Below are 21,199 nucleotides of genomic sequence, written 5' to 3'. Positions count from 1 at the left end.
TGTCTCTCGATAAAATAGATAAAAACTTAGCTGATGATGGGTAACGTTCCGCGAAAAGCCGATGCAGTCCGAGCCTCACGTGACGGACATGAGTACCACGAGGCGTGGGCCGCCCGCAAGGCGATGCAGTTACTGCTTCCCGATGGCGGACTTGTGGGCATTGCGGTGGAAGGCCTGGAAGCTGGAGACGAGGCCTCAGCTCGTGCGGAGGTCGTTGAGATCGCCGATCTCACGCTTTATTTCGGGAATGCGCCGGGGTTTGAACACTCGCATACCGTCGCGATCGTCCAATTCAAATATTCTCCCGCGCGAGAGAGCACGGATTTTCGAGCCAGCGACGCGAAGAAAACGGTTAGAAAATTCGCTTTGGCGTTCGAGGATTTTATTTCCCGCTATGGATTCGAGAAGGCCGAAGCAAAGCTGCGCTTTGAACTGTTGACAAATCGCCCGATCTATCCGCCACTGGCCAAGGCGATCGACGGAATGGCCAAGGGAACGCGACTTTCGGGCGAGGCAAAGAATCAGGCGGCTCAGTTGAAGGTTGCTGCTGCCCTGGACGGACCTACGCTCTCCTCGTTCCTGAAGAGGCTGGTTGTGGTTGGCAGTCGCGGAAGCCTACTCACAACGAAGAGCGATTTATCCATGCTTCTGGCCGACTGGTCTGCGAGTACCGATTTGAGAGCAGTTGCGCTCGTCGGTGCGATACGAGACATGGTTCGTAACAAAGCGGGCTTTATTGGCACTGGCCGTAACGTCATTCGTGACACCGATGTTCTAGCGGCACTGCAGATTCCAGATCGGGACGCACTGCTACCTTGTCCGTCGAGTTTAACGACCGTGTCAGACATTGTTCCACGGGCGCAACTGGAATCGGCCGTCGCCCTGATTCCAACCTTGAAGATTCCAATGCTGGTGCATGCCGCAGGCGGTGTTGGGAAAACCGTTTTCATGGAAAGCCTGGCGAAGACTCTTGAAGTGCGGTTCGAGACGATATTCTTCGATTGCTTCGGAGGCGGTGCATACCGATCACCAGAGGACGCGCGGCATCTGCCCAAACACGGCCTAGTCCACATTGCGAACTCACTGGCCTGCCGCGGCCTATGCGACCCAGTGATTCCTGGTGCGGATGACCTACAAAGTCTGCTAAAAACTTTCCGTCGCAGGCTGGAGCAGTCCGTGAGCACGTTGGCAACCGTGGCGCCGCAAAAGGAGCTGTTGATTTTTATCGACGCGATCGACAACGCGGCCGAGCACGCAAGAGACGTGCATGAAGACTGCTTCCCTGTGCGACTTCTCGAAAGCCTGCAGCAAACCCCGGTTGCAGGCGTGAAGGTTGTCGTGTCCTCGAGATCTCATCGAATTCCGATAGCGCATTTGTCTTATTGCGATTTTGAACTGCGACCGTTTGGTCCGGCAGAAACAGCGACGTATTTGCACGCGCGCATTCTGAAGGTCACTGAACTCGAGATACGGGTGGCGCAAGCGAGGTCAGACGGGAACCCTCGCGTGCTAGCCTATTTGGTGAGTGGTGGAAGTGGATTACTGGATGCTTCGGACATCGACAGTAAGATCGAATTGACCGACCTAATTCAGCAACGGCTCGATAGTGCACTTGCTGGCGCGATCAGCCGAGGATACAAATCGTCCGATGCCAGCGCTTTCCTGGCGGGGCTTTCGGTTCTACCACCGCCGGTGCCGCTGGAAGAATATGCGGCGGCACACGGACTACATCTCAGTGAGGTCGAGAGCTTCGTTGCTGACCTGTGGCCACTGCTGGAGCGCACGCGTCATGGGCTGATGTTTCGCGATGAACCGACAGAGACCCTTGTGCGGGAAAAATATGGCTCGCTCATGGAGCCGCTACGAAGGGTCGCTGCCAACCTCCTGGCGAGTCAGGAACACTCCGTTTATTCCGCTCGTGCGTTACCCGGTCTGCTGCAAAAGCTCGGTGACGGGCAGCAATTGTTTGCGCTGGCATTTGACGTGAGGTTTCCTTCAACGATCACCAGCACGGTCGGTCGACGCAACATCCGTTACGCGCGGCTCCAGGCGGCCATTCGGTACGCAGCCGACAGGGAGGATTTCGACCAGCTCGTGCGTTTGCTTGTCGAATTATCAACCGTCGCAGCCGTCAATCGCCGCGGCGCCGATTACATTCTGGCGGCACCTGACCTGGTTGTCGCAGCGGCAGACGTAGATGCGACGCGGCGCCTTTTCGAAACCCGCACGTCATGGCCGGGGGCGCGGCACGCGCGGCTTGCCATTGCAAACACCCTTGTGGGCGATCTTGACGAGGCCTCGCGACACGCGATTCGCACGGACGACTGGCTTCGTCACGAGTGGCAGCAGGACGAGAGCAATGGCTTCCGGCGAGAGGGGCCGCGCATCATCGATCACACGGCCATCCCCCTGTACCTGATCGCACGGGGGAAACATGACGAGGCACGACGCTACATGGGAAGCTGGAAAGCCCCGTACGCATTTGAAATCGGCAAGTATCTTTTCTCTCTAGTTCGTCAAAGAGACGTTGCCACAGGCTCCAACGCCATGATGCGGGCATTTCTGGCTGGCCTCACGAAGGAGGTGGGCTGCATGGCAGCCGCTCTATCGTTTGTCGAGTTAGCCCCCGCCACAAGGAAAGAGCTGGTTGCCGCGCTGGCACGCATTTGCGCGCGGGCGAAGTTGGATATTAAACCGGAATACGGGCGTGACACTGGCTACCGATTGGACGACGGTTTGCGCAAAGCGTCGGCGATCGCTGCGTCATACGGCATGCGGCGCGAGGCGGCAGCGATTGCCAGGCGTGCAACGTACAAACGGCCGGATTTGTGGTCGTTTCGGGATCACTTTGGTGGTTCGTTCGTATTTCCCTTTCTGTTTGATGTTTCACTGACCGCGGCGTTGAAGGGCTACGATCTACGTGAAAAGGATGTTGTCCCTGCCGAGCTGATGACGTTTTGTCGGGGTATGAAAAGCGGGCTGAGCGGGACGGATTTTCGGAACGAGTTGAAAAAAAGACTGGAGAAGCGATGGCAGGCACGCGACAGTGATACTGACAGTAGCGGTAAGACGTTTTCGTACGAGACGAAGCGGGAGGCGGAGGAGTACCTCGATGGGCGACTTGGCCCCGTGCTCGAACTGGCTAATTCCCTTGTTGCGGTGCTAAAGGCAACAGCGGGCCGTGCGGACAAGCCGTATCTCGCCTTGTTGAGCACATGGGCGGATGTGGAACGGCGTGGAGACCGATACGGCCTGCAAAAGCGCTCTCCGTTCTTCGAGCGGTTAGCCCGTCAGACAGCGATGTTCGTCCTGTGGGCACGGAGCGACCTCAAGCTCGCCTCCGTACGGGCGTTTTGCGCACGACTCAGGGAGCAGCAGTTCCTCACGACGGGGGACGCGATAGAAATCATCGCGATTCTTTCGAAGCGAAAACCACTACAGATGCTCGCTGGCGAAGAGGCGCTCAGAGTTCGCGCAATGATTGAGGCCGAAAGCGATGTCACCTCAAGGGCATCGCTGCATGCGCAGCTTGCCAGGGCAATCCTGCCGGCCAGTCAAGACGAGGCGGTCGCGTATTTCCGGATCGGGCTTGAGCAGATGGATGCCATCGGATCCGGCGACTACGAGTTCGTCAATGAACTGCTTATCTTTGCGTCGTCCATCAGAGGCGACGAGATGGATGGGCATGACGTTCACACCCTTACCAATATTTGCGAACTGAATCTCTCTGACGAGCCGGAGAAGTTCACGTGGTATGCGTTCGGTAAGGCTATGTCGCGCATATCGGGGTGTCGCGAGCTTGCCAAGCTGGGGCGATGGGACGACCGCGCGAAGGCACCGCTTCGTTATACCCTGCTGCCGTATCTGACGGCGTTGGTGGAGGACAGCAAGATCGGTTCGGATGAGGCGCTCTTCCTGAACCGGCTCGCCGCCCCCGCGGAGCTTTATGTGTGCGGCACGGATGCTTTTGCAAAAGCCATCGCCGCGCCGTCGCGAACAGAGGAAGCACCTGTGATTCGCGAGATGATCGATCAATTCTACGAGAACAATCCGGGAAGTCTCATGGCCGAGACAGTCGAGACACTCGCGGCTGTTTCCAGGCAAGTACTCGGTGCGAAGGCCGATATCACCAAGCGGCTCGACCAGGCATTTTCGCTGACTGTGCGTACGCGCGATGTGCGCAATGCACAGATGAATTATCACGGGCGCAAGGCGCGGTCTTCCGCCACCGCTGAGCGTTCGGACCATGCGGCTGGACTGGCGCGTGTGTGCCGAAAGGCTAATCCGATCGATGAGCGGTCTATGCAGGACGCGGTGTCTTCCGTCCAGGCGCTTGGTGATTTTTATCGCTTGAGAGGCCCATTTTTCGAGCGAATCCGCAAGAAGGTGCAGCTCGGCGACATGACTGCTTATGTTCAGGTTCTTCTGCGTTTGGAGAATCTCGATCTCTATTCCAAGATAGAGGAACTCGAGCGATGCAAGACCTCATGGGCACGAGCATCAAGCGCAATTCGGCGGGTTTTCAAGAACCTTGCGGTCCCATTGATGCAAATTCATTGTGACGACATGCTGACAGGCGGACGACTTGCTGGCTATCGGCTAAAAGAGATTTCTGATCTGTGCGGTGTGCCCATCGCAACGCTAGCGATCGAACTTGTAAAGGTATTCGCGGGCCCAGAAGCTGATGTCGGACCATCCGCTTGGCTGAGCCTTGCCAGTTTTTTGTGCGAGCAGGCGCAGGCAGGTGTAGGGCAGGTCGCACTCAAACGGCTGCTGAACAGTGATGCGGCGAAGCTGTCATCGGCTGCTACGGACGGTGATTGGGATAGGCGCTTCGATCCGTCTGGTGCCCCTGTTGAGGTGGTATCGGGGCTCACATGGCGCATGCTGGGGTCACCTTATGCCGCGGATCGATGGCAAGCGGCGCACAGCATGCGGCGAATGGCACGGTTTGGTCGGTGGGATTTGGTCGCTGCGATCGTTGCACAGATTGAAAGGGAGGATGCCGCTCCTTTCCAGGCACCAGATCTGCCTTTCTACTACCTGCATGCACGTCTATGGCTGCTGATCGCGCTCGCGCGGATCTCTATCGATAGTCCCCAGGCGCTCGTGGACCACTCTGATGTTCTGTTTTCCATCGTTACCGGAAGATTCGGGCCGCACGTGCTGATGCGGGAATTTGCGTCGCGAGCACTGGTTAACTGTATGGACCATGGCGGACTTAGGGTGGCGCCTGATATCGAGCAACAGGTGAGGCGCACCAATGCGCCCGCGATGCCGCGGCGAGCAGGGAAGCGCCGAAGCGGGAATGACTTTTATCAGGGGAGGCCTAAGGACGCGCCGAAGCAAAAGTCAGAGTTCCGGCTGGACTATGACTTTCACAAATATGACGTGCAAAGCTTGGCGCGAGTGTTCGACCTGCCAGGGTGGCAGGTCGAAGATCGAATATCTGAAATGGCGAGACACATAGATCCGAAGGTGCAATCAATGTGGGACAGAGGTGGTCGTAGTCCGATGTCTTCCTACCGGTCGTCCGGAATGTCGTCGAGTGAGCACACTTACGGAGAGCAGCTCGGATGGCACGCGTTGCAGCTTGCGGCAGGTGAACTTCTCGCCAAATTTCCGGTTATGGAGGCGGAAGCGTGGTCGGCTGGTGATGACCCATGGTTAGACTGGATTCGTCGTTACGATCTTACTCGCCGAGATGGACTATGGCTGTCGGATGGCGTCGATGACGTGCCATTGGATTTAAACGGCATTTTGCTTGAAGAGGGTGACGACGGTCTTATGTTGACCGGCAACAAGGATACGCTGCTCTCTTTGGTTGGCCTACCAAAGTCTGACGACGGGGATATTACTGTTTCTGGCTACTGGAAGTCTGCCGACGGTGTCGATGTTCGAATCTCGTCAGTCCTGGCGCCTCGTGGGGAAGCTGGGCGGCTCGCAAAGAAACTGATCGCTGAACAGCCAGTGCTTGTCTGGTTACCGGAGTGCGGAGAGGGTGATGATGGCGACGACGACTACGAACGGAGCGAACATCCACATTGCATCCCATGGATCGTCACGCCGTCTGGCGAAGCCAGGTTGGATGCTGACGATCCGCTAGCATCGGTGGTGGCCGCTCGCCGTCCGAGGATCGCGAAGCGCTTCAGAGAGGCAGAGCGGCTCCATTGCGGCGATGCATTCAATCGGGAATGGCGGAATTCACGCGGCCGGGTGCTTGCACGAGCAGACGCATGGGGATGCGACGACAAAAGAGGAGAAACGGGCGCGTCAGGAGTCAGACTACGCTGCAGCACCAGGTTGCTTTCAAACGTGCTGGCCAGGAACAATGCTGACCTTGTTCTGCTCATCACGCTGAAACGATATATTGAAGGGGCGGGAGCTCACGCGGACAGCAGGCGTTTTGACACGGTCGCTGTTGTCCGTATCACCCAGACTATGACGGTATCCTTTTATAAAGGACGAGTAAATCATCTTTACCAGTCGCAGCACTAGAGCGCTTTAGCGAACCGCTATTTCGCTGCTGATGTTTGTGTCTCGGTTCGTTCAATTGTTGCCTTCGGCGACCCCGATCCTCGCATCTGTTTGAGTCAATGAAGAGTCATATACAACCCAGCATCGGGTGGTTCGTGCTATCGGAAGCTGATCGCGCCTCCGCCAATCGCTACCTGGCTTCGCTCGCTTCGGATGGAACCAGGGATGAACTTGGCTTTGCGCCAATCCACTTCGCTTTCGCCGATCGGCTCTTTCCCGGCACTTCTGTTCAGCACGCTCAGTTGCGATATGTCTTCTTCGTCGCGTGGGGGTATCAGGAGCTATTGGCACGGACTGCCGGTCAACGGTTTTCGGTCGACGAGTTGTTCGAGATTGAACGTCGCTTTTCGCTTCGTCTTATGAGGACGGTGAAGAGTCTCGACAATTCGGGCATCTCTGGCTGGACCAGGTATCAGGCAGGCGAACGGCCGATAGTTCGAGCGAGCACCATCTATTGGACTGCGCTCCGATCCTGGAAGATGGTCGGCGCGGTCGGAGGGGGCGACGGGTCTCCTACGGAGGTGCAACTTCGAAACATCTGGCCGCAGCTCGTCACCCGGAGCGATGGCGACGAGGGCAAAGCGCTCGTTACCACCCTGTTCGAAGGGCTGCCAGCGGCTCCAGCCGGTTGGCAGAACAAGACCGGCGAGTTGGACTTCAGGCTGCGTCGCTGCGAGGCCGAATATCTCCGTCGGAGATGGAGGGTCGCGGGGGATGGCGGCGCGCAGCCGCTGCTCAGCCGACTGACGGATGCGGGTGTGAGCACAGAGTCGCTCTGGAGCGCCCGGGTATTCGACGTTGCGACACCATCGGAGCGTCGCGCGCTTGTGCTCGCCAGGCAGGCGGCTTCACTAGCCTGCATTGCCCGCGCGGCCCACTCCGCGCTAGTTGAGGCCAAGCGCAACGAAGATCGGGGGCTCTGCGAAAGTCGTCACGCCGATGCGTTTCCGGATCTGCGAGATCAACATAAGGAAACAGCGCTTCAGCTTGACGTGGATGCCCTTCAGCGGGAGACCGGCATCGACAGGGAGCTCGTCGGCTTTATAAAAGTGGTGACGGGCTGGCTGCGCGATCAGGGATCGCTCGAGGCGATCGCCAGGGACTTAACGCTTCGTGAGCGCAGCCTGAAGGAAAGTCGTGCTTTTCTACTGAACGAAAAGCGACGTCGGGACTGGAGGAAGGCGGTCGCGACGCCTCTTGATTACCGATGGCCCGTCGTCCGAAACATGATTGATTGCATTCAGGAGGCTTCATGAGCTTCTCTGAGGAGAACCGGATTTCGATCTTCGGCGCGCTGAAGCCGAATGCCGGACAGAATGTCACCAGGGCGATCATCACCACCTACTCGCTCGACCTCGTCGCGATGCTCGGTCTCGTGCTGTCGCTCGGCGGCGATGTGGATGCCGAATTTGAAAGCTCTCCGCTTGGTCTCGTGAAGGCCTTTGACCGGATGCGAGGCAGGCTTGTCGTGCTCCATCAACTTGGACGTGTGGTGGTGCCTGGCAAGCACCGGTCGATCCTGCCTCTGCTGGATACGATGGTCAAAGCGATTGCCTCTGACGAACGTGAGGCGAGCTGGCATCCCAAGATAGCGCTGGTGAGGTACGAAAGCATCAAAGATATTGAGTGGCGCTTCTGGATCGGCAGTCGCAACCTGACAGGATCGACGGACCTCGATGCCGGCCTGATGCTAGCCTCAACGAAGGACCGATCGGCGAGGGCGATTGCCGGCATCGCGGATCTGGCCCAAGGCCTTCTAAGCGACGCGTGCCTCTCGCATGCCGAGATCGATGAACTGCGGTCTGCCCGCTGGAGTGCGCCCGCGGGCGTTTCCGTTCGCAAGGTCCTGTGGCGTCGCCATGGGCAGTACAAGCAGTTCATCTCCAACTCCATGATCGCCCGCGCTGAGAGGGGGTGTGCGGTCAGCCCGTTCATCGATCACGCTGGACTCGACGAAGCGCTCAAGGCCGGGGCGGCCAGCATCACGCTGCTTACGACCGAGATGGCGGGAACGGGTTGCGCGCCGCACGCGAACGTGAAATTCAGGGTTGAAACGCCGCCGGAACCGGAGATGGCGGTCTCGGTAGAACAGCAGCAGGGACAGGCGGACGGGGAGTTCATCGAGCCGCCGTCTACCGGCATCCACGCCAAGCTTCTCGCGGTTTCAAAGGATAGTCGGACCGCCATGCTGCTCGGAAGCGCCAACCTCACCGGGCGCGGGCTGATCGGGCCAAACGCCGAAGCGGTTATCTTGCTCGATGTGGCGGACCCGGCCTTGGCGGGTTCACTGTACAAGTTCGTTGACGCCGGTCTCGAACTTAACAACGCTGTTCCAGATCCGGCAGCAATAGAGAAGGAGCGGGCAAAGCGCGAACTGGACGACCTCATCAGCCGCTTTCTCCAGATACCAATGACACTTCGCTCCGGTCAGGATGGACTGCACCTCGTGCTCGGCGAGGGGGGCGCCGACGTCCTGACGCTAGCGTGCTTCGAGGCGTCGGCGTTCCTCGAAGTCGAGGCGTGGGCGTCGATCGAAGACGGTGCGAAGGCAGTCTGCCTGGCGCCGCATCCGCTTGTGTCCAGCGAACAGACTACGCTTGTGACATTCCGGGCGCGCAACCTGGGTAAGCCGGAGATCAGCCGTACCTGGGTTCAGGTGGTAGAGATGGACGGGCTGGATGCTGAGCGCAGGGACAGGGCTCTCCTTGCGCGGTACATCGGCGCAAACCGCTTTCGCGACTGGCTCAGATCGCTGCTCGACGGTATTGACGGAAGCGGGGGGCAGAGATGGTCGGATTCCTGGACGACAAATAGGCGCGAGGATCCTGCAGGTCAACTCGCCAGGATATTCACGCTCGAGACAGTGCTTGCCAATTGGGCGCGGGACCCCCAGGCATTCGAACGTCGCGTTGGCGAGATGATGGCGATGCTGGATTCATTCGAAGAGGTCTTCGCGACCATTCCCGATGAGCAGGAGCGCGCGGCGGCCTTTCAGGATCTCGAAGAAGTGAGGCCGTTCCTCCTGGCGGTTCATGAAGCGATCGGTGAGCCGACGTGACCGGGCTTGCGAAGTTTCAGAAACGGACCGTCGAGGTCGCTCTCGAGCGATTTAACGGCAAAGGGCCGCGCCGTTTCCTCGTTGCCGACGAGGTCGGACTTGGGAAGACGATCATCGCGCGTTCGGTCGCTGAGGGTTTGCGTAAGGAGCGACGTAGGCTGAATGTCCTCTATCTCTGCCCGAGCCTTGAAATTGTCGGGCAGAACCGGTCAAAGTTCGTCTCGCTCACGGGTATTGCCGAACAGGATTACGCGACTGGCGAAGACCGCCTCACTCTTGTGCCGGGGGCGCTGCCTGACGAAGGCAATGGGTACCGCATCTTCACCTTTACGCCGGAGACCAGCCTGCCGGGCTGGAAGCCAGGTCCGAGGACGGGGCGCAAGGCGGAGAGGGCATTGATTCGGACGCTGCTGGAGCGCTACGATGCGCTGCGGCCGATAGTACTGCGTATGGACCGCGAACATGGGAAGGCTACGCGCTGCCTGCTCGACGAGTGCGCCGCTGGCCTGGAAGGTTATACGTTCGCAGCGATTGAGCGGGCACTCAGGGACGTATTCGATTGTCCAACCGGAAGCGTCGAGAAGGCGGTCGTTGCATGGGTGCAGCGCGCGGATGTCAACATCGGCGAATTCATCGGCCGGTTCCGCGCGGTCCTCGCACTGACGGCGCTGCGCCTGCCTGCGGTGCGACCCGATTTGGTCGTCCTTGATGAGTTTCATCGCTACGCGGATCTTATCCTTCCAAAGCCCGTAGAGACCCGCGATCCGCTGAGGGTAGAGCGAGCCAGGGTGCACCGGCTTCTCGTCGACGCGCTACTCGGCGGCGAGAAGCCTCCCGCCGTCCTTCTGTTATCCGCCACGCCCTACCGGCTCAGACGGCTAAGTGGCGAGGAGATGCATCCCGTCGAACATTACAGGGCACTGGTGGACTTGGCGGGTTTCCTTGCAGACGATGCAAGCTGCCGGGATCAGGTCGAAACTGCCATGCGCGACTATCACGACGCTTTACGCACACCGGGTTCGCCTCAGGACGTCAGGAGTGCGGTAACCGATGCGAAGACACGCCTGGAGGCTCTGCTCATGCCTCTCATGGCGCGCACCGAGCGCGCGCTCGTGCACAAGGAGGACCTGTTCGAGCGCGAAATGCCGAAGGTCGAAGTCGAGGCTGCGGACCTCAAGCTCTTCAAGCATCTCGCGCAGATATGCGGCAGTCAGTTCGCCGGATGGGCACCGCAGATGTGGAGCTCGATCCCCTATCCTGCACAGACCCTTCACGGTTACGCCGTGTGGAAGTCTATCTGCGCGGCCAAGGCTCCGCCGTTCGAAGCCGGCTCCGGTCGCGGAAGGCTGGCACATCCGCAGTTACGCTCGCTGGTTGGGATCACCGGTGGTGCGTTGCAGCTCAACCTTCCCTGGCAACCGCCCACGGTTGGCTGGTGGCGGCTCGAGGGGCCGTGGTCGTCCGGCAAGCCGTTGCCAGGGAAGACGCTTCTCTTCAGCAGATGGAGAGGCGCTCCGACATCGATATCAGCGCTGCTGTCGATCGACCTCATGGGTGGGATCAAGTTGCCCGGGACCAAAGCCACTCCACCGCTCCTTCGTCCCGGAGGAACGGAAAGTGGCGCGCTGGTCGCCCTGTTCATGCCTTGGCCGACCCTCGCTCACGCGATTGAGCCATTAAAGGAGGCCAGCCGCACAATAGTCGCCGTGAAGCGCGACGCAGAGCGCCAACTCCAATCATTCCTCGAACGACACGGGGTCTCGTTCACCGGAAAGGAAAAGAGGCCGACGTGGATTGTGGCCTGCGGTATTGAGCGTCAAATTTCCAGACCTGGCTTCAATCGGATTGCCGCCATCGCCCTTTCCGCTCGTGGCAGTTCGAAGTCGCGGGACTGGAAGTCGATCGAGCCGGTGTCAACGATCTCCCGCTCGGAGCTTGCAGCGCTCGCTAGCCATCTGCTTTCCGCGCCAGGCTCAATCATCGCCCGATGCGCGAGGCGGCACGATGTGCCGCAGGAAGAGAAGGGGGAGGTGGCTCAGGCATTCGATATCGGTTGGAACCGACTGCGCGGGTATCTTGGGCACCGCGCCTTCGTCGAACTCATACTCCAATCGTCAAGGCGCACGCGTTATCCCGACGCAATGTGCGACGCGATACTCAAGGGCGGCTTCGAGGCGGTGCTCGACGAGCAGATGACGCTGCTCGGGCAACTCGGTGACGCGAGCGGGCTGGACATCCTCGAGCAGTTGTCGAACTGCCTGCTCGATCGCCCAAGCCTAGTTCAGTTCAGACGCGGAAAGAACAGTAAGCTGAGAATACCTGCCCAGGCCGTCACACCTTTCGCAGGCAGAGATCAGGGAAAGGCCGGCAAGAAAAGTGGCCGGCTGCGCAGTGATACCTTGCGTCGGGCCTTTAACTCCCCGTTCTGGCCGCACGTCTTATGCACGACATCTGTGGGCCAGGAAGGGCTCGATTTTCATCAGTGGTGCCGCCGTATTGTCCACTGGGATCTTCCGGGCGACCCTGTCGATTTCGAGCAGCGAGATGAGCGTGAGCACGTAAATCGATGGGAATTCGGGGCGTTTTGAGCAGCTTGCGTGATGTAGCGGTGGGGGTCTCCCTCAGGCATCTTGCACAAACGACGCCCAAGGGAGAGTCTCGTGTCTGCCAAGAACCGAGACTTCCAGAGTGTGCCACGTGAGTGCCCGCGATCCCAACTTCTATCACCTGCTGTTACGTATCGATCAGGACTTCGCCGAACAGACCCGCGCGCAGCGTTGTCGCTGCGGTGGCGTACTCCATAGCGCCCGCTACCCGCGCAAGCCGCGCGGAATTTCATACGAAGCCCGCTGCCACTGCGAGTTCCGCTACAGCTTCTGCTGCGCCGACTGTCGCCGTCGTACCACGCCATTCTCGGTGCGCTTTCTCGGCCGGCGCGTCTACACCGCCGCAATCATGATTGTCGTCAGCGCCACGCGTGCGAGCGCCGGTACGGCCGCGGCAATGCGCCAGCTCGATGCGCTGGGCGTGCCACCCTCGACGATCGCGCGATGGCGGCACTGGTGGATGACCGGGTTTGTCGGCACACCGTTCTGGGCGCTCGGACGGGCGGCGTTCGTGCCGCCCGTCGAGACCGCACAGGTGCCGGCAAGCCTGCTCGAGCGCTTCGCTACCACGCAGCCTGCCGAGCCATTGCCATGCCTGCTGCGCTGGCTCTCACCGCTCACCAGCGGCAGCGCCGTGAGCACCCTGCGTGAGGGACGGTAACCGCCCGCAGAACTTGTCGCTCGCCCCCCTCGGACTGCGCCGGTAGTCTCGCCTCTCCCCCGAATCGCGGCGCGGTGCGCCGCATCCCTGGAGAGAGCATGACTGAACTTCACGATTTACCCCTGCGGGATCGTTGGGCGCGCCTGCGCTTTGCGGTTGTGGGCCCCTTGCTGGCAGCACCGCCTGAACCCGGGCAGGTGCGCGAACTCATCACCGCGCTGGCCGCCAAACGCTGGCGTCATCCCGTCACTGGCGACGATGTCCAGTTCGGCCGCTCCACCGTTGAGCGGTGGTTCTACCGGGCCCGCAAGGCGGCCCACGATCCGGTGGCGAGCCTGCGCGACCGCAAGCGCCCCAGCGGCGCCGGCGCAAGCCTGTCGCCTCAGGCGGTACAGGCGATTCGCGCGCAGTACCGGGAACATCCCGGCTGGACCTGCCAGTTGCACGTCGACAATCTCAAGGTCACGCTCGGCCCGGCGAACCTGCCGTCGTACACGACGGTGCGTCGTTATCTGCGTGCGCAGGGCCTGTCCCGTGAACGCAAGCCGCGTCATACCAGCGCCGGCGCGATGCTCGCACGCGATCGCCTCGAGAAGCTCGAGGTCCGCAGCTTCGAGGTCGAGCACGTCAACGCGCTCTGGCATCTCGATTTCCATCACGGCTCGCGCAAGCTGCTCACGCATGATGGCCAGTGGATCACGCCGATGCTGCTGTGCGTGCTCGATGACCGTTCGCGCGTCGTCTGTCACGCGCAATGGTTTCTCGATGAGACCGCACGTAGTCTGATCCATGGGCTCACCCAGGCGCTCCAGCGTCGTGGCCGGCCTCGCGCACTGATGACCGACAACGGCGCAGCAATGCTTGCCGAGGAGACGACCGCCGGCTTGCTCGCGCTCGGCGTGCTGCACCAGACGACCTTGCCATATTCGCCGTACCAGAACGCGAAGCAGGAAACGTTCTGGGCCCGCATCGAAGGGCGCGTGATGGCCATGCTCGAAGGCGAGCCCAATCTCACGCTCGAACTGCTCAATCAGGCCACCCACGCGTGGATCGAGCGCGAGTACCACCACGCGCATCATTCTGAGATCGGTGGCACGCCGCTCAAACGCTATCTGGCCGGCCCCGATGTGGGCCGCGAATGCCCGTCGAGTGACGCGCTGCGCGCCGCATTCCGTATCGACGTGACGCGCGCCCAGCGGCGCTCGGATGGCACCGTGAGTCTGGCCGGCACGCGCTTCGAGATTCCCTCGGCCTACCGGCACCTGCAGCGCGTGCACCTGCGCTATGCGCGCTGGGACCTGAGCGGCGTCGATCTCGTCGACGCCGGCAGCGGCGCCGTGCTGTGCCCGCTGCGGCCGCTGGACAAGGCCGCCAATGCTGATGGCCAGCGCAGGCGACTCGATGCCGTCAATGTCGAGCCGCCACCGGCCAGTGCGCCCGGCATCGCGCCGCTGCTACGCCAGATGCTGGCCGACCACGCCGCAACCGGGTTGCCGCCAGCCTGGATTCCCGCCAACTGGCAGGAGGAGGCATGAGCCAGCGTCTGCAAGCCCTCTACGGCCTGAAGTGGAACCCGTTCTCGCCGGAGCTTCCCCTCGAAGCGCTGTACGTGCCGCCGCGCGTCGAGAACTTCTGCTGGCGCATCGAGAACGCGCTCGTGCGCGAAGGCGGCTTCGCGATGATCCACGGCGAGCCGGGGACCGGCAAGAGCGTGGTCATGCGCGTGCTGGCCGAGAAGCTCGAGCGACTGACCGATCTGACAGTCGTCTCGATCAATCATCCGCAGAGCAACCTTGCCGACTTCTATCGCGAGATGGGCGACATCTTCGGTCTGGAACTCCGGCCGCACAACCGCTGGGGCGGCTTCAGGTCGCTGCGCGACCGGTGGATGTCGCACCTGCAAAGCACGCGCCGGCGCCCAATCCTGCTGATCGACGAAGCGCAGGAAATGAGTCCCGGCGTGCTCAACGAACTGCGGCTCATGGCCAGCGCCCGCTTCGATTCGCAGCCCCTGCTGTGCGTGGTGCTCGCCGGCGACACGCGCCTGACCGACAAGCTGCGGCGCGACGAACTGCTGCCACTGGGCAGCCGTATCCGTTCCCGCCTGGGGACCGAGAAGGCTTCGGCCGACGACCTGCTGGCCTGCCTCGAACATCTGCTCGCCAGCGCCGGCGCCCCGCAGCTGATGACACCGCCGCTGCGCCACACGCTGTGCGAACACGCGCTGGGCAACTACCGCGTGCTCACCACGCTCGCCAACGAACTGCTCACCACCGCCGCGCAGCGGGAACTGTCCGAACTCGACGAGAAGCTGTACTTCGAGGTCTTTGCACCATCAACACAGTCCTCGCGCCGCACGCCAGCGCGTCAACCCAACGGAGCCCGATGACATGTCCCGTAAAGCATCACCTCACAAACCCAACGCCTCCCGGAGCTTGCCATTGCCCGAGCTCTCCGACGAGGCAGCCTACATGATGCAGTTCTTCATCGAAGACCTCTATCTGTGGTTCAGCCGCGCCTACGCCACCCAGATCCGCCGCTATCGCGAGCCCTGGTACCGCGGTCCGACACAGCCGCCACACCAGAGCATTGACGAGCCATTCTGAAACGACAACGGGAGCTTCATCGCTCCCGTTTTACTTCGTCCCTCGAACATCATTTATGTTGCTCATTGCCCCATCGATTTACGTGCTCACGCTCAGCCTTCGGGGAGCACCGGGCTTGAACGTTGGTGGCTTCCCGAGGAAGGACGGCCTGTCAGCGTAAGTTTCGACTGGCGCTTCAGCCTGCGCTCGGCGCGGAAGGAGCAGATGCTTCGAGAGCTGCTGTACTATCGGCTCGCGTTAGGTCAGCCAGATCCAGGCGCGTTCATGGCCATGCTTACGCGTGTCGGGGCCGAGCCCGAAGACGCGCGGGGCCTCGCAATAGACCTCGCCGCGATCTCTCGACCGTAACGGAATGCCAACGCCGTGACTCTAGGTTAGTAGAGAAGTGCCGATTCATGGCCTCCGCGGGCTCTGGCAGGATTTCGATGGAAAGTGCATGACGGTATCGACTACGGTACGCTCGCAGAAGTTGCGCATAGAGTCCAAATGTCCGTGGCCGGTCAACGAAAACGCGGCTTGAATTACCGATGCTGTCTGTCCAATGCTGGCAACTGCCGACTGGATTTTTCGGTATCGCTGGCGGTATTGTCACTACTGGTCGGACGGAAAGCCTGGCTACACAAGGGGCCCGGTGACTTATTGACAATCGAGTGGGAGTGGGGGGGGGTAAAAAGCTCAATAAAATCAATGGCTTGCGATGATTGATGTAAAAAGTTCTTTGTTGGTCATTTCATTGTAAGTCATTGATCTAGAAGCAAAATTTTTGAGAATTCCGGAGGCAGCCGAGCCGTTGTGTGCCACAAAATGACGGTATGGCGGACGGTATGCGCCGAATGCACGGTTACGACTCGATAATTTACCGGCAGCACGATTCGGCCTCGACGATAAAATTCTTTCCGAAAAGCTAGGCTTGGTGCGGGTTTGCGGGCACATCGAGGGCTCGTGGTTGGTGACGGTAAAAGGTGTACCAACCACGAGAACGAGAAACGATGCTCAACGAATTTGCACTCCACAACCTAAGCCCCGCACAGCCCCGTACAAGATCGCCGACTGCGACGGCATGTATGTCGCAGTACCTCCGGCGGGCACCATTTCCTTTCGATACGACTGCCGCATTAATAGGCGGCGAGAAACGCTGACAATCGGCCGTTATGGTAGAGGGGGCATCTCGCTGGCATTGACGCGGGAGAACCTGCTGCACGCCCGGCGGGCCGTCCTCGAGGGAACGTCGTCGGCAGCCGAGAAACAGCGGGAAAAAAACCGTCGTGCCGTGGCGAAGACTTTTGGCGAATGGGCCGCTAACTGGCTTCAGGGCGCTAGGGTGGCGGACACGACGCGTGTCGATGCGCAGTAGCATTCTTGTGCGCGACATCGTGCCAGCCTTCGAGGGGCGATTGCTTTGTGAAGTTACTTCGGGTGGCCTACGGGAACTCTGCACGCGGGTCAAGGAACGAGGCGCGCCGGCCACTGCGGTTCATGTCGCGACATCGTTAAGCAGATCTATACCTACGCAAACTTGCATGGTGACAGGGCGGCAAATCCCGCGGACAGCCTTGGAGCTGCGTCAATCGCCACCTTTACGCCGAAGGACCGGGCACTTTCGCCGCTGGAAATTCGGCTCATGCACCGCCAGCTGGAGCAGGTGGCAACATACCAAACGATCCGGCTCGCATTCCGTCTCATTTTGTTGACGTTGGTGCGTAAGAGCGAATTGAGCGAGGCAGTGTGGGACGAGGTCGATTTTGAGGCCGCAGTATGGACTATACCGAAGTCTCGGATGAAAGCGCGTAAAGCTCATAACGTATATCTGTCTCGTCAGGCACAGGACATCATGGTGGCGCTGCACACTTGTGCGGCAGGTTCGAGATACGTCCTGCCTTCTCGCTATGACGCGGACCGATGCATGTCCAGAGCCACATTGAATCGTGTCACGCAGCTCGTCGTCGCGCGGGCACAAACGGCAGGGTTGTCACTGGAGCCATTCACGAAAACTGGTTCAAGCGAAAAAGGGTTCTGTACTGCTTCCCCAGCGACGGGTGGTCGAGCGCAGCTTTTTGCCGTCCCGACCGTTTCCGTCGTCTCGCGCGTAATTACGACCGGATACCTGAAACCCCTGCGAGGCTTCATTTCGTGGTCTTCGTAATGCTCATATGCGCAGTTCCAGAACTTCAAAGACCTAATACGCCCTAGCTGGGTAAAGGGAAATTTACTAGTGCGATTGTAGGCAACCAATGCTGCACGACCCCCTTCACTGCGCCGGCTTAACCAAATCGCTGACGTCCCGGCGCAATCAGGCTCGGATGAAATCCATCTGAGTGACCGTGCAGTGGAACCTCAAGCCGTCCACATTGCGGTTTGTGAATGCGACCTGTCCGCGAGGAAATCGTCCACAACCTTCCGATCCTTTTCAGAGCGAAATGTCTTTGCGAAGACCAGAGCGCATAGCAAAGTAATGCTTGCAGAAACGACGATAGCAGGGGTATATGACTTGAATAGTTGGAACGAATAGCCCATTGTTATCGGCGAAACGATCCCTCCAAAAAGTCCCACGCAGTTCATGATAGAGCAAACCACACTGGCACCTCGAGGTCCTCCAACTTCTGGCGCCATCGCCCACATTGGGCCCAAGATGGACATTACGAATGCGTACCCGAAGGACATGGCGGTGACCGATACGTAGACGTTGTCCACACTCACTGCTGTAAAGAGACAAAGGGTCCCCAAAAACAAACCGCAAAAAATAACTCTCCTTGTGGCCTGTTCAGTGTTCTTTCCATGTTCGACCATCCGGCGTACAAGCCAGCCTGCGCCGAAGACGGAAACTAGTGCGAATACATAGGGCTGAGCTGCTAACAGGCCCATCTTTGACATCGACATCTGGTATGTGTCGGTCAGATAAGTGGGGTACCACGATAAGAACAGAAAGTTGATCAAATTCAGCCCAAAGCACGCTAACGCGCAGGCCCAGACAGACGGCCGAGATGCAATGAGCTTCCAGAAGCCGGGGGGGATCGGTCTCGTCGTCTCTTGCCCCTTATCATGCAAAATCCACGAAAGCTCAGCTTGCGAAACTCGCGAATCTGTTGACGGATCGTCTTTAAGGTAAAACCAGATAAAAGTCCCAAGCAAACCAGCCATTAAGCCGGTAATGATGAACGCCGCTTGCCAATGTGCAACAAGAATGATTGCGGATACCAAAGGCGGCGCGACTGCAGAACCAATTACTAGCCCTAGATTCTGGATTGAAGAAACCTGGGAGTATTCGATTCGCGGAAACCATCTGCTCATCAAAAATGCCAAGGCTGGCCAGCTCACTGCTTCGGCGGCGCCAAAAGGGATTCTGAAGCCCAGCCATGAAGTGAAGGAGGTCGCCGTAGTGGTTGCAACAAGCAATGCGCACCATAACCACATGAAATAGAAAAAACATTTGCGTGGGCCAAGACGGTTGGCAATAAATCCTGCTGGCACCTGAGCGATTGCATATGCGAACGTGAATGCGCTAAGAATAAACCCCATCTCGCTTGACGAGAAATGCATTTGGGCTCGAATTACCGGTGCTGCAACAGCCAGGTTTGCTCTATCCAGATAGCTGACTGCTGCTATCAAAAACATCAAACCCATTACTTTCCATCTGAATTTCGATTCCACGCTTGTCTCCATTTTTCGATTTGATGTTCTGCACGGGGAAGTCCCCATTTTTTGTCCAAACTCGCGCGCTCATGAGGACATGCCCAAGCAGGATCGGCGGTCAAAAGTGAAGTGAGGTTTTCGCCAACTGCTTGTACCAGATTCTATGATCGGTATATCAGCACGTCAATGGATTATGTGGTAACCGCATTAAATGCGTATTTAATAGAAAAAAAGCAATTTTATTGTCATATATTTGAAAAATAGGAGTATTTTGCCGAATGCACAGCGAAGTTCAGGACGCAACTAAAGAAATGTGGTCGGTCCAGAAATGTTGAAAATCGGTGATGTTGCGAGTGCGGCCGATGAAGCCTTCTGCCCGGAAATGCGGGCACAGCCCCGTCTGTTGGCTCAATTTTTCGCCAGCGATGCTGGAAGCTTCCTCTGCAAATGCCGATGCAGGTCGGTCGTCGAACCTAGGAAATATAAGAGCGCCCGCATTTGCCTGCTTTGGTTTCTTAGATGCTGCGAGATCAGTCATGAGGCAGCGTCCATTTCCAGCCGATGTAAGTAGATAGTTAACACACGATAAGGCCTAGTCTCTGGACTAGAGATGGACGAATTCCTAGCGCGGAATATTGGGAGGGGTAGCGGCTGGCGGGTGCTCTGTGAAAACTGGCAATCTCATTGCAGTTGCTGCGCCGTATGACACATAGAAATTGGCGCTGATAGTTTGCAGCGAAGTGACCGCGCGGAAATCTGGTAAGACCAGGCGATACTTCATGTTGGTACATCTTGTTGTGCCTTGAAGCGCCTAACGCGGTGAGCATGTCCGCATTCCGAGATAGTAGAATCAAGGTGGTTGGTGCTCACGCGAATTCTCGTGAATCGGCGTGGTGTTGATGCTTACAACTGGGCGATTTGAGCTTCGTCCGTCAAGATGTATATGTTCTCTTGTATCGGACACGAAAAGCCTTGGCGAGCGTCGACATGCGCTGACCGGGGAATTTTGGCGATGACGGCAATGAATGGTCCATGGTGGCTGCTACCTATATCTGCGCTTCGCGATGCGGAATTCGGCGGAACTTTGTCATCTGGTTTGACCAGTTCAATGTAAAGGCTTACTCTTGTCATTTTCCGTGCGGTTCGACATCGTGCGGCCCTATTTTGTTAACTGCTGAAACACATTCGGCGCCTTACATTAGCGGTGATTTCATGCTGGACAATGTCCGACAACTCGTGCAGCTCATTCATGAACGAGGCTTTGAGCCAGGCGACAAACTTCCTTCCGAGCGCGAGATGTCAGAGATGTTCGGCATGAGTCGGGGGGCATTGCGCGAAGCGTTGATTCGTCTTGATACGTTACGCATTGTCGATGCGCGTCCGAAATCCGGCATTTACCTGCGTGCCGGCTCAGCCGACCGTAGCATTGAGGCGATGGTGCTGTTCGCTGAGGCGGATGCGCCTTTGGCTCCGGACGAAGTAATCCAAGCCGTCGAATTGCGGCGTCTGCTCGAAACGCAAGCGGTTCGCCTAGCTTGTGAGCGGCGTACAGACGATGACCTGGAGCGGCTCTCCGGCATCGTGAAGCGTTGTGTCGCTGCGCGGGGCAACGGTGAAAAACTGGCAGGCCTGGACGCGGAGTTTCATCTCGCAATCGTCGCAGCTACTCAGAACGATGTGTTTGCGCGTTTCATCAACGTGTTTTATCTGATGTCGAGAAAGCGTCGTGAAGTTTATTTTTCTTCTGATGAGCATTGCCGGCAATCAGTTAGCGATCATCGTAAATTGCTGGCAGCGATCGCTGAACGCGATGTTGACAAGGCAGAAAATATACTACGGCAGCACATCAAGGGGGTCGACGTCTACTTCCGTACACTGTTTGCGGCGTCGCCGGACGACGGGGTGCCATCGTCTTCATCTGTGGTGAAGCGGACGAAGAAAAAGTCCGCGACGCGCAAGTTGGTACCTGCTGACGGGGTTGTATAAAACACCGTCACCGCTCTTGGATTCCACCTTAGGCCAAGCGGGTGTACCCCGATAATTCGCAACGCGCAAGTGTCAAAGAGCGGTCGGCGCGTCGCGTCTAACAATTAGATTGTCT

At 58.7% G+C, this 21,199-nt stretch carries 11 protein-coding genes and 2 pseudogenes; 11 read left to right on the top strand and 2 right to left on the bottom strand.

Annotated elements, in window-relative coordinates; translation table 11 throughout:
* The first annotated feature begins 33 nt into the window (after positions 1-33).
* The 10 genes and pseudogenes from BPHYT_RS32025 to BPHYT_RS39315 all read left to right on the top strand — a co-directional run.
* Entirely contained in the window at positions 34-6,498 is a 6,465-nt protein-coding gene (locus BPHYT_RS32025; RefSeq protein ID WP_049869384.1) for a hypothetical protein, read from the top strand.
* Positions 6,499-6,596: 98 nt separating this feature from the next.
* The gene (locus BPHYT_RS32020; protein ID WP_012428280.1) at positions 6,597-7,793 is read left to right on the top strand and encodes a DUF6361 family protein; all 1,197 of its coding nucleotides are present in this window, start codon (positions 6,597-6,599) and stop codon (positions 7,791-7,793) included.
* Positions 7,790-9,595 carry a phospholipase D family protein gene (locus tag BPHYT_RS32015; RefSeq protein ID WP_012428279.1) on the top strand — a complete coding sequence of 602 codons (1,806 nt, stop codon included), beginning with the start codon at positions 7,790-7,792 and terminating at the stop codon, positions 9,593-9,595. The genes BPHYT_RS32020 and BPHYT_RS32015 overlap by 4 nt, the downstream gene beginning before the upstream one ends.
* The gene (locus BPHYT_RS32010) at positions 9,592-12,183 is read left to right on the top strand and encodes a DEAD/DEAH box helicase family protein (RefSeq protein ID WP_012428278.1); all 2,592 of its coding nucleotides are present in this window, start codon (positions 9,592-9,594) and stop codon (positions 12,181-12,183) included. The genes BPHYT_RS32015 and BPHYT_RS32010 overlap by 4 nt, the downstream gene beginning before the upstream one ends.
* Positions 12,184-12,292: 109 nt before the next feature.
* A complete protein-coding gene (locus BPHYT_RS32005) occupies positions 12,293-12,862 on the top strand; it encodes a hypothetical protein (protein WP_007176046.1) in 570 nt (189 codons plus the stop codon).
* 98 nt (positions 12,863-12,960) lie between these two features.
* Positions 12,961-14,397, top strand: a complete 1,437-nt coding sequence (locus BPHYT_RS32000) for a helix-turn-helix domain-containing protein (protein ID WP_012250652.1) — start codon at positions 12,961-12,963, stop codon at positions 14,395-14,397.
* Positions 14,394-15,251, top strand: coding sequence for an ExeA family protein (locus BPHYT_RS31995; RefSeq protein WP_012427050.1), 858 nt, complete (start codon positions 14,394-14,396; stop codon positions 15,249-15,251). The genes BPHYT_RS32000 and BPHYT_RS31995 overlap by 4 nt, the downstream gene beginning before the upstream one ends.
* 1 nt (position 15,252) lies before the next feature.
* Positions 15,253-15,468 carry a hypothetical protein gene (locus tag BPHYT_RS31990; RefSeq protein WP_012250658.1) on the top strand — a complete coding sequence of 72 codons (216 nt, stop codon included), beginning with the start codon at positions 15,253-15,255 and terminating at the stop codon, positions 15,466-15,468.
* Between the two features lie 989 nt (positions 15,469-16,457).
* A pseudogene (locus BPHYT_RS37655) lies at positions 16,458-17,470 on the top strand (tyrosine-type recombinase/integrase); the annotation flags it as partial.
* Positions 17,457-17,658 (top strand): annotated as a pseudogene (locus tag BPHYT_RS39315) (IS5/IS1182 family transposase); the annotation flags it as partial. The pseudogenes BPHYT_RS37655 and BPHYT_RS39315, both read left to right, overlap by 14 nt.
* A gap of 144 nt (positions 17,659-17,802) precedes the next feature.
* Here BPHYT_RS39315 and BPHYT_RS31980 read toward each other — a convergent pair.
* Positions 17,803-19,116 carry an MFS transporter gene (locus tag BPHYT_RS31980; protein WP_167315783.1) on the bottom strand — a complete coding sequence of 438 codons (1,314 nt, stop codon included), beginning with the start codon at positions 19,114-19,116 and terminating at the stop codon, positions 17,803-17,805.
* 274 nt (positions 19,117-19,390) lie between these two features.
* Positions 19,391-19,636 carry a hypothetical protein gene (locus tag BPHYT_RS38425; protein ID WP_148225170.1) on the bottom strand — a complete coding sequence of 82 codons (246 nt, stop codon included), beginning with the start codon at positions 19,634-19,636 and terminating at the stop codon, positions 19,391-19,393.
* A gap of 674 nt (positions 19,637-20,310) precedes the next feature.
* On the opposite strand from BPHYT_RS38425, the gene BPHYT_RS31975 reads away from it, so the two are divergent.
* The gene (locus BPHYT_RS31975) at positions 20,311-21,084 is read left to right on the top strand and encodes a FadR/GntR family transcriptional regulator (protein WP_012428276.1); all 774 of its coding nucleotides are present in this window, start codon (positions 20,311-20,313) and stop codon (positions 21,082-21,084) included.
* The last annotated feature ends 115 nt before the right edge of the window (positions 21,085-21,199 follow it).

Origin of the sequence: Paraburkholderia phytofirmans PsJN (assembly GCF_000020125.1) — a bacterium.
Classification (GTDB): domain Bacteria; phylum Pseudomonadota; class Gammaproteobacteria; order Burkholderiales; family Burkholderiaceae; genus Paraburkholderia; species Paraburkholderia phytofirmans.
Note: the sequence above shows the minus strand (reverse complement) of the source record. Positions and strands in the feature narration are given on the sequence as shown.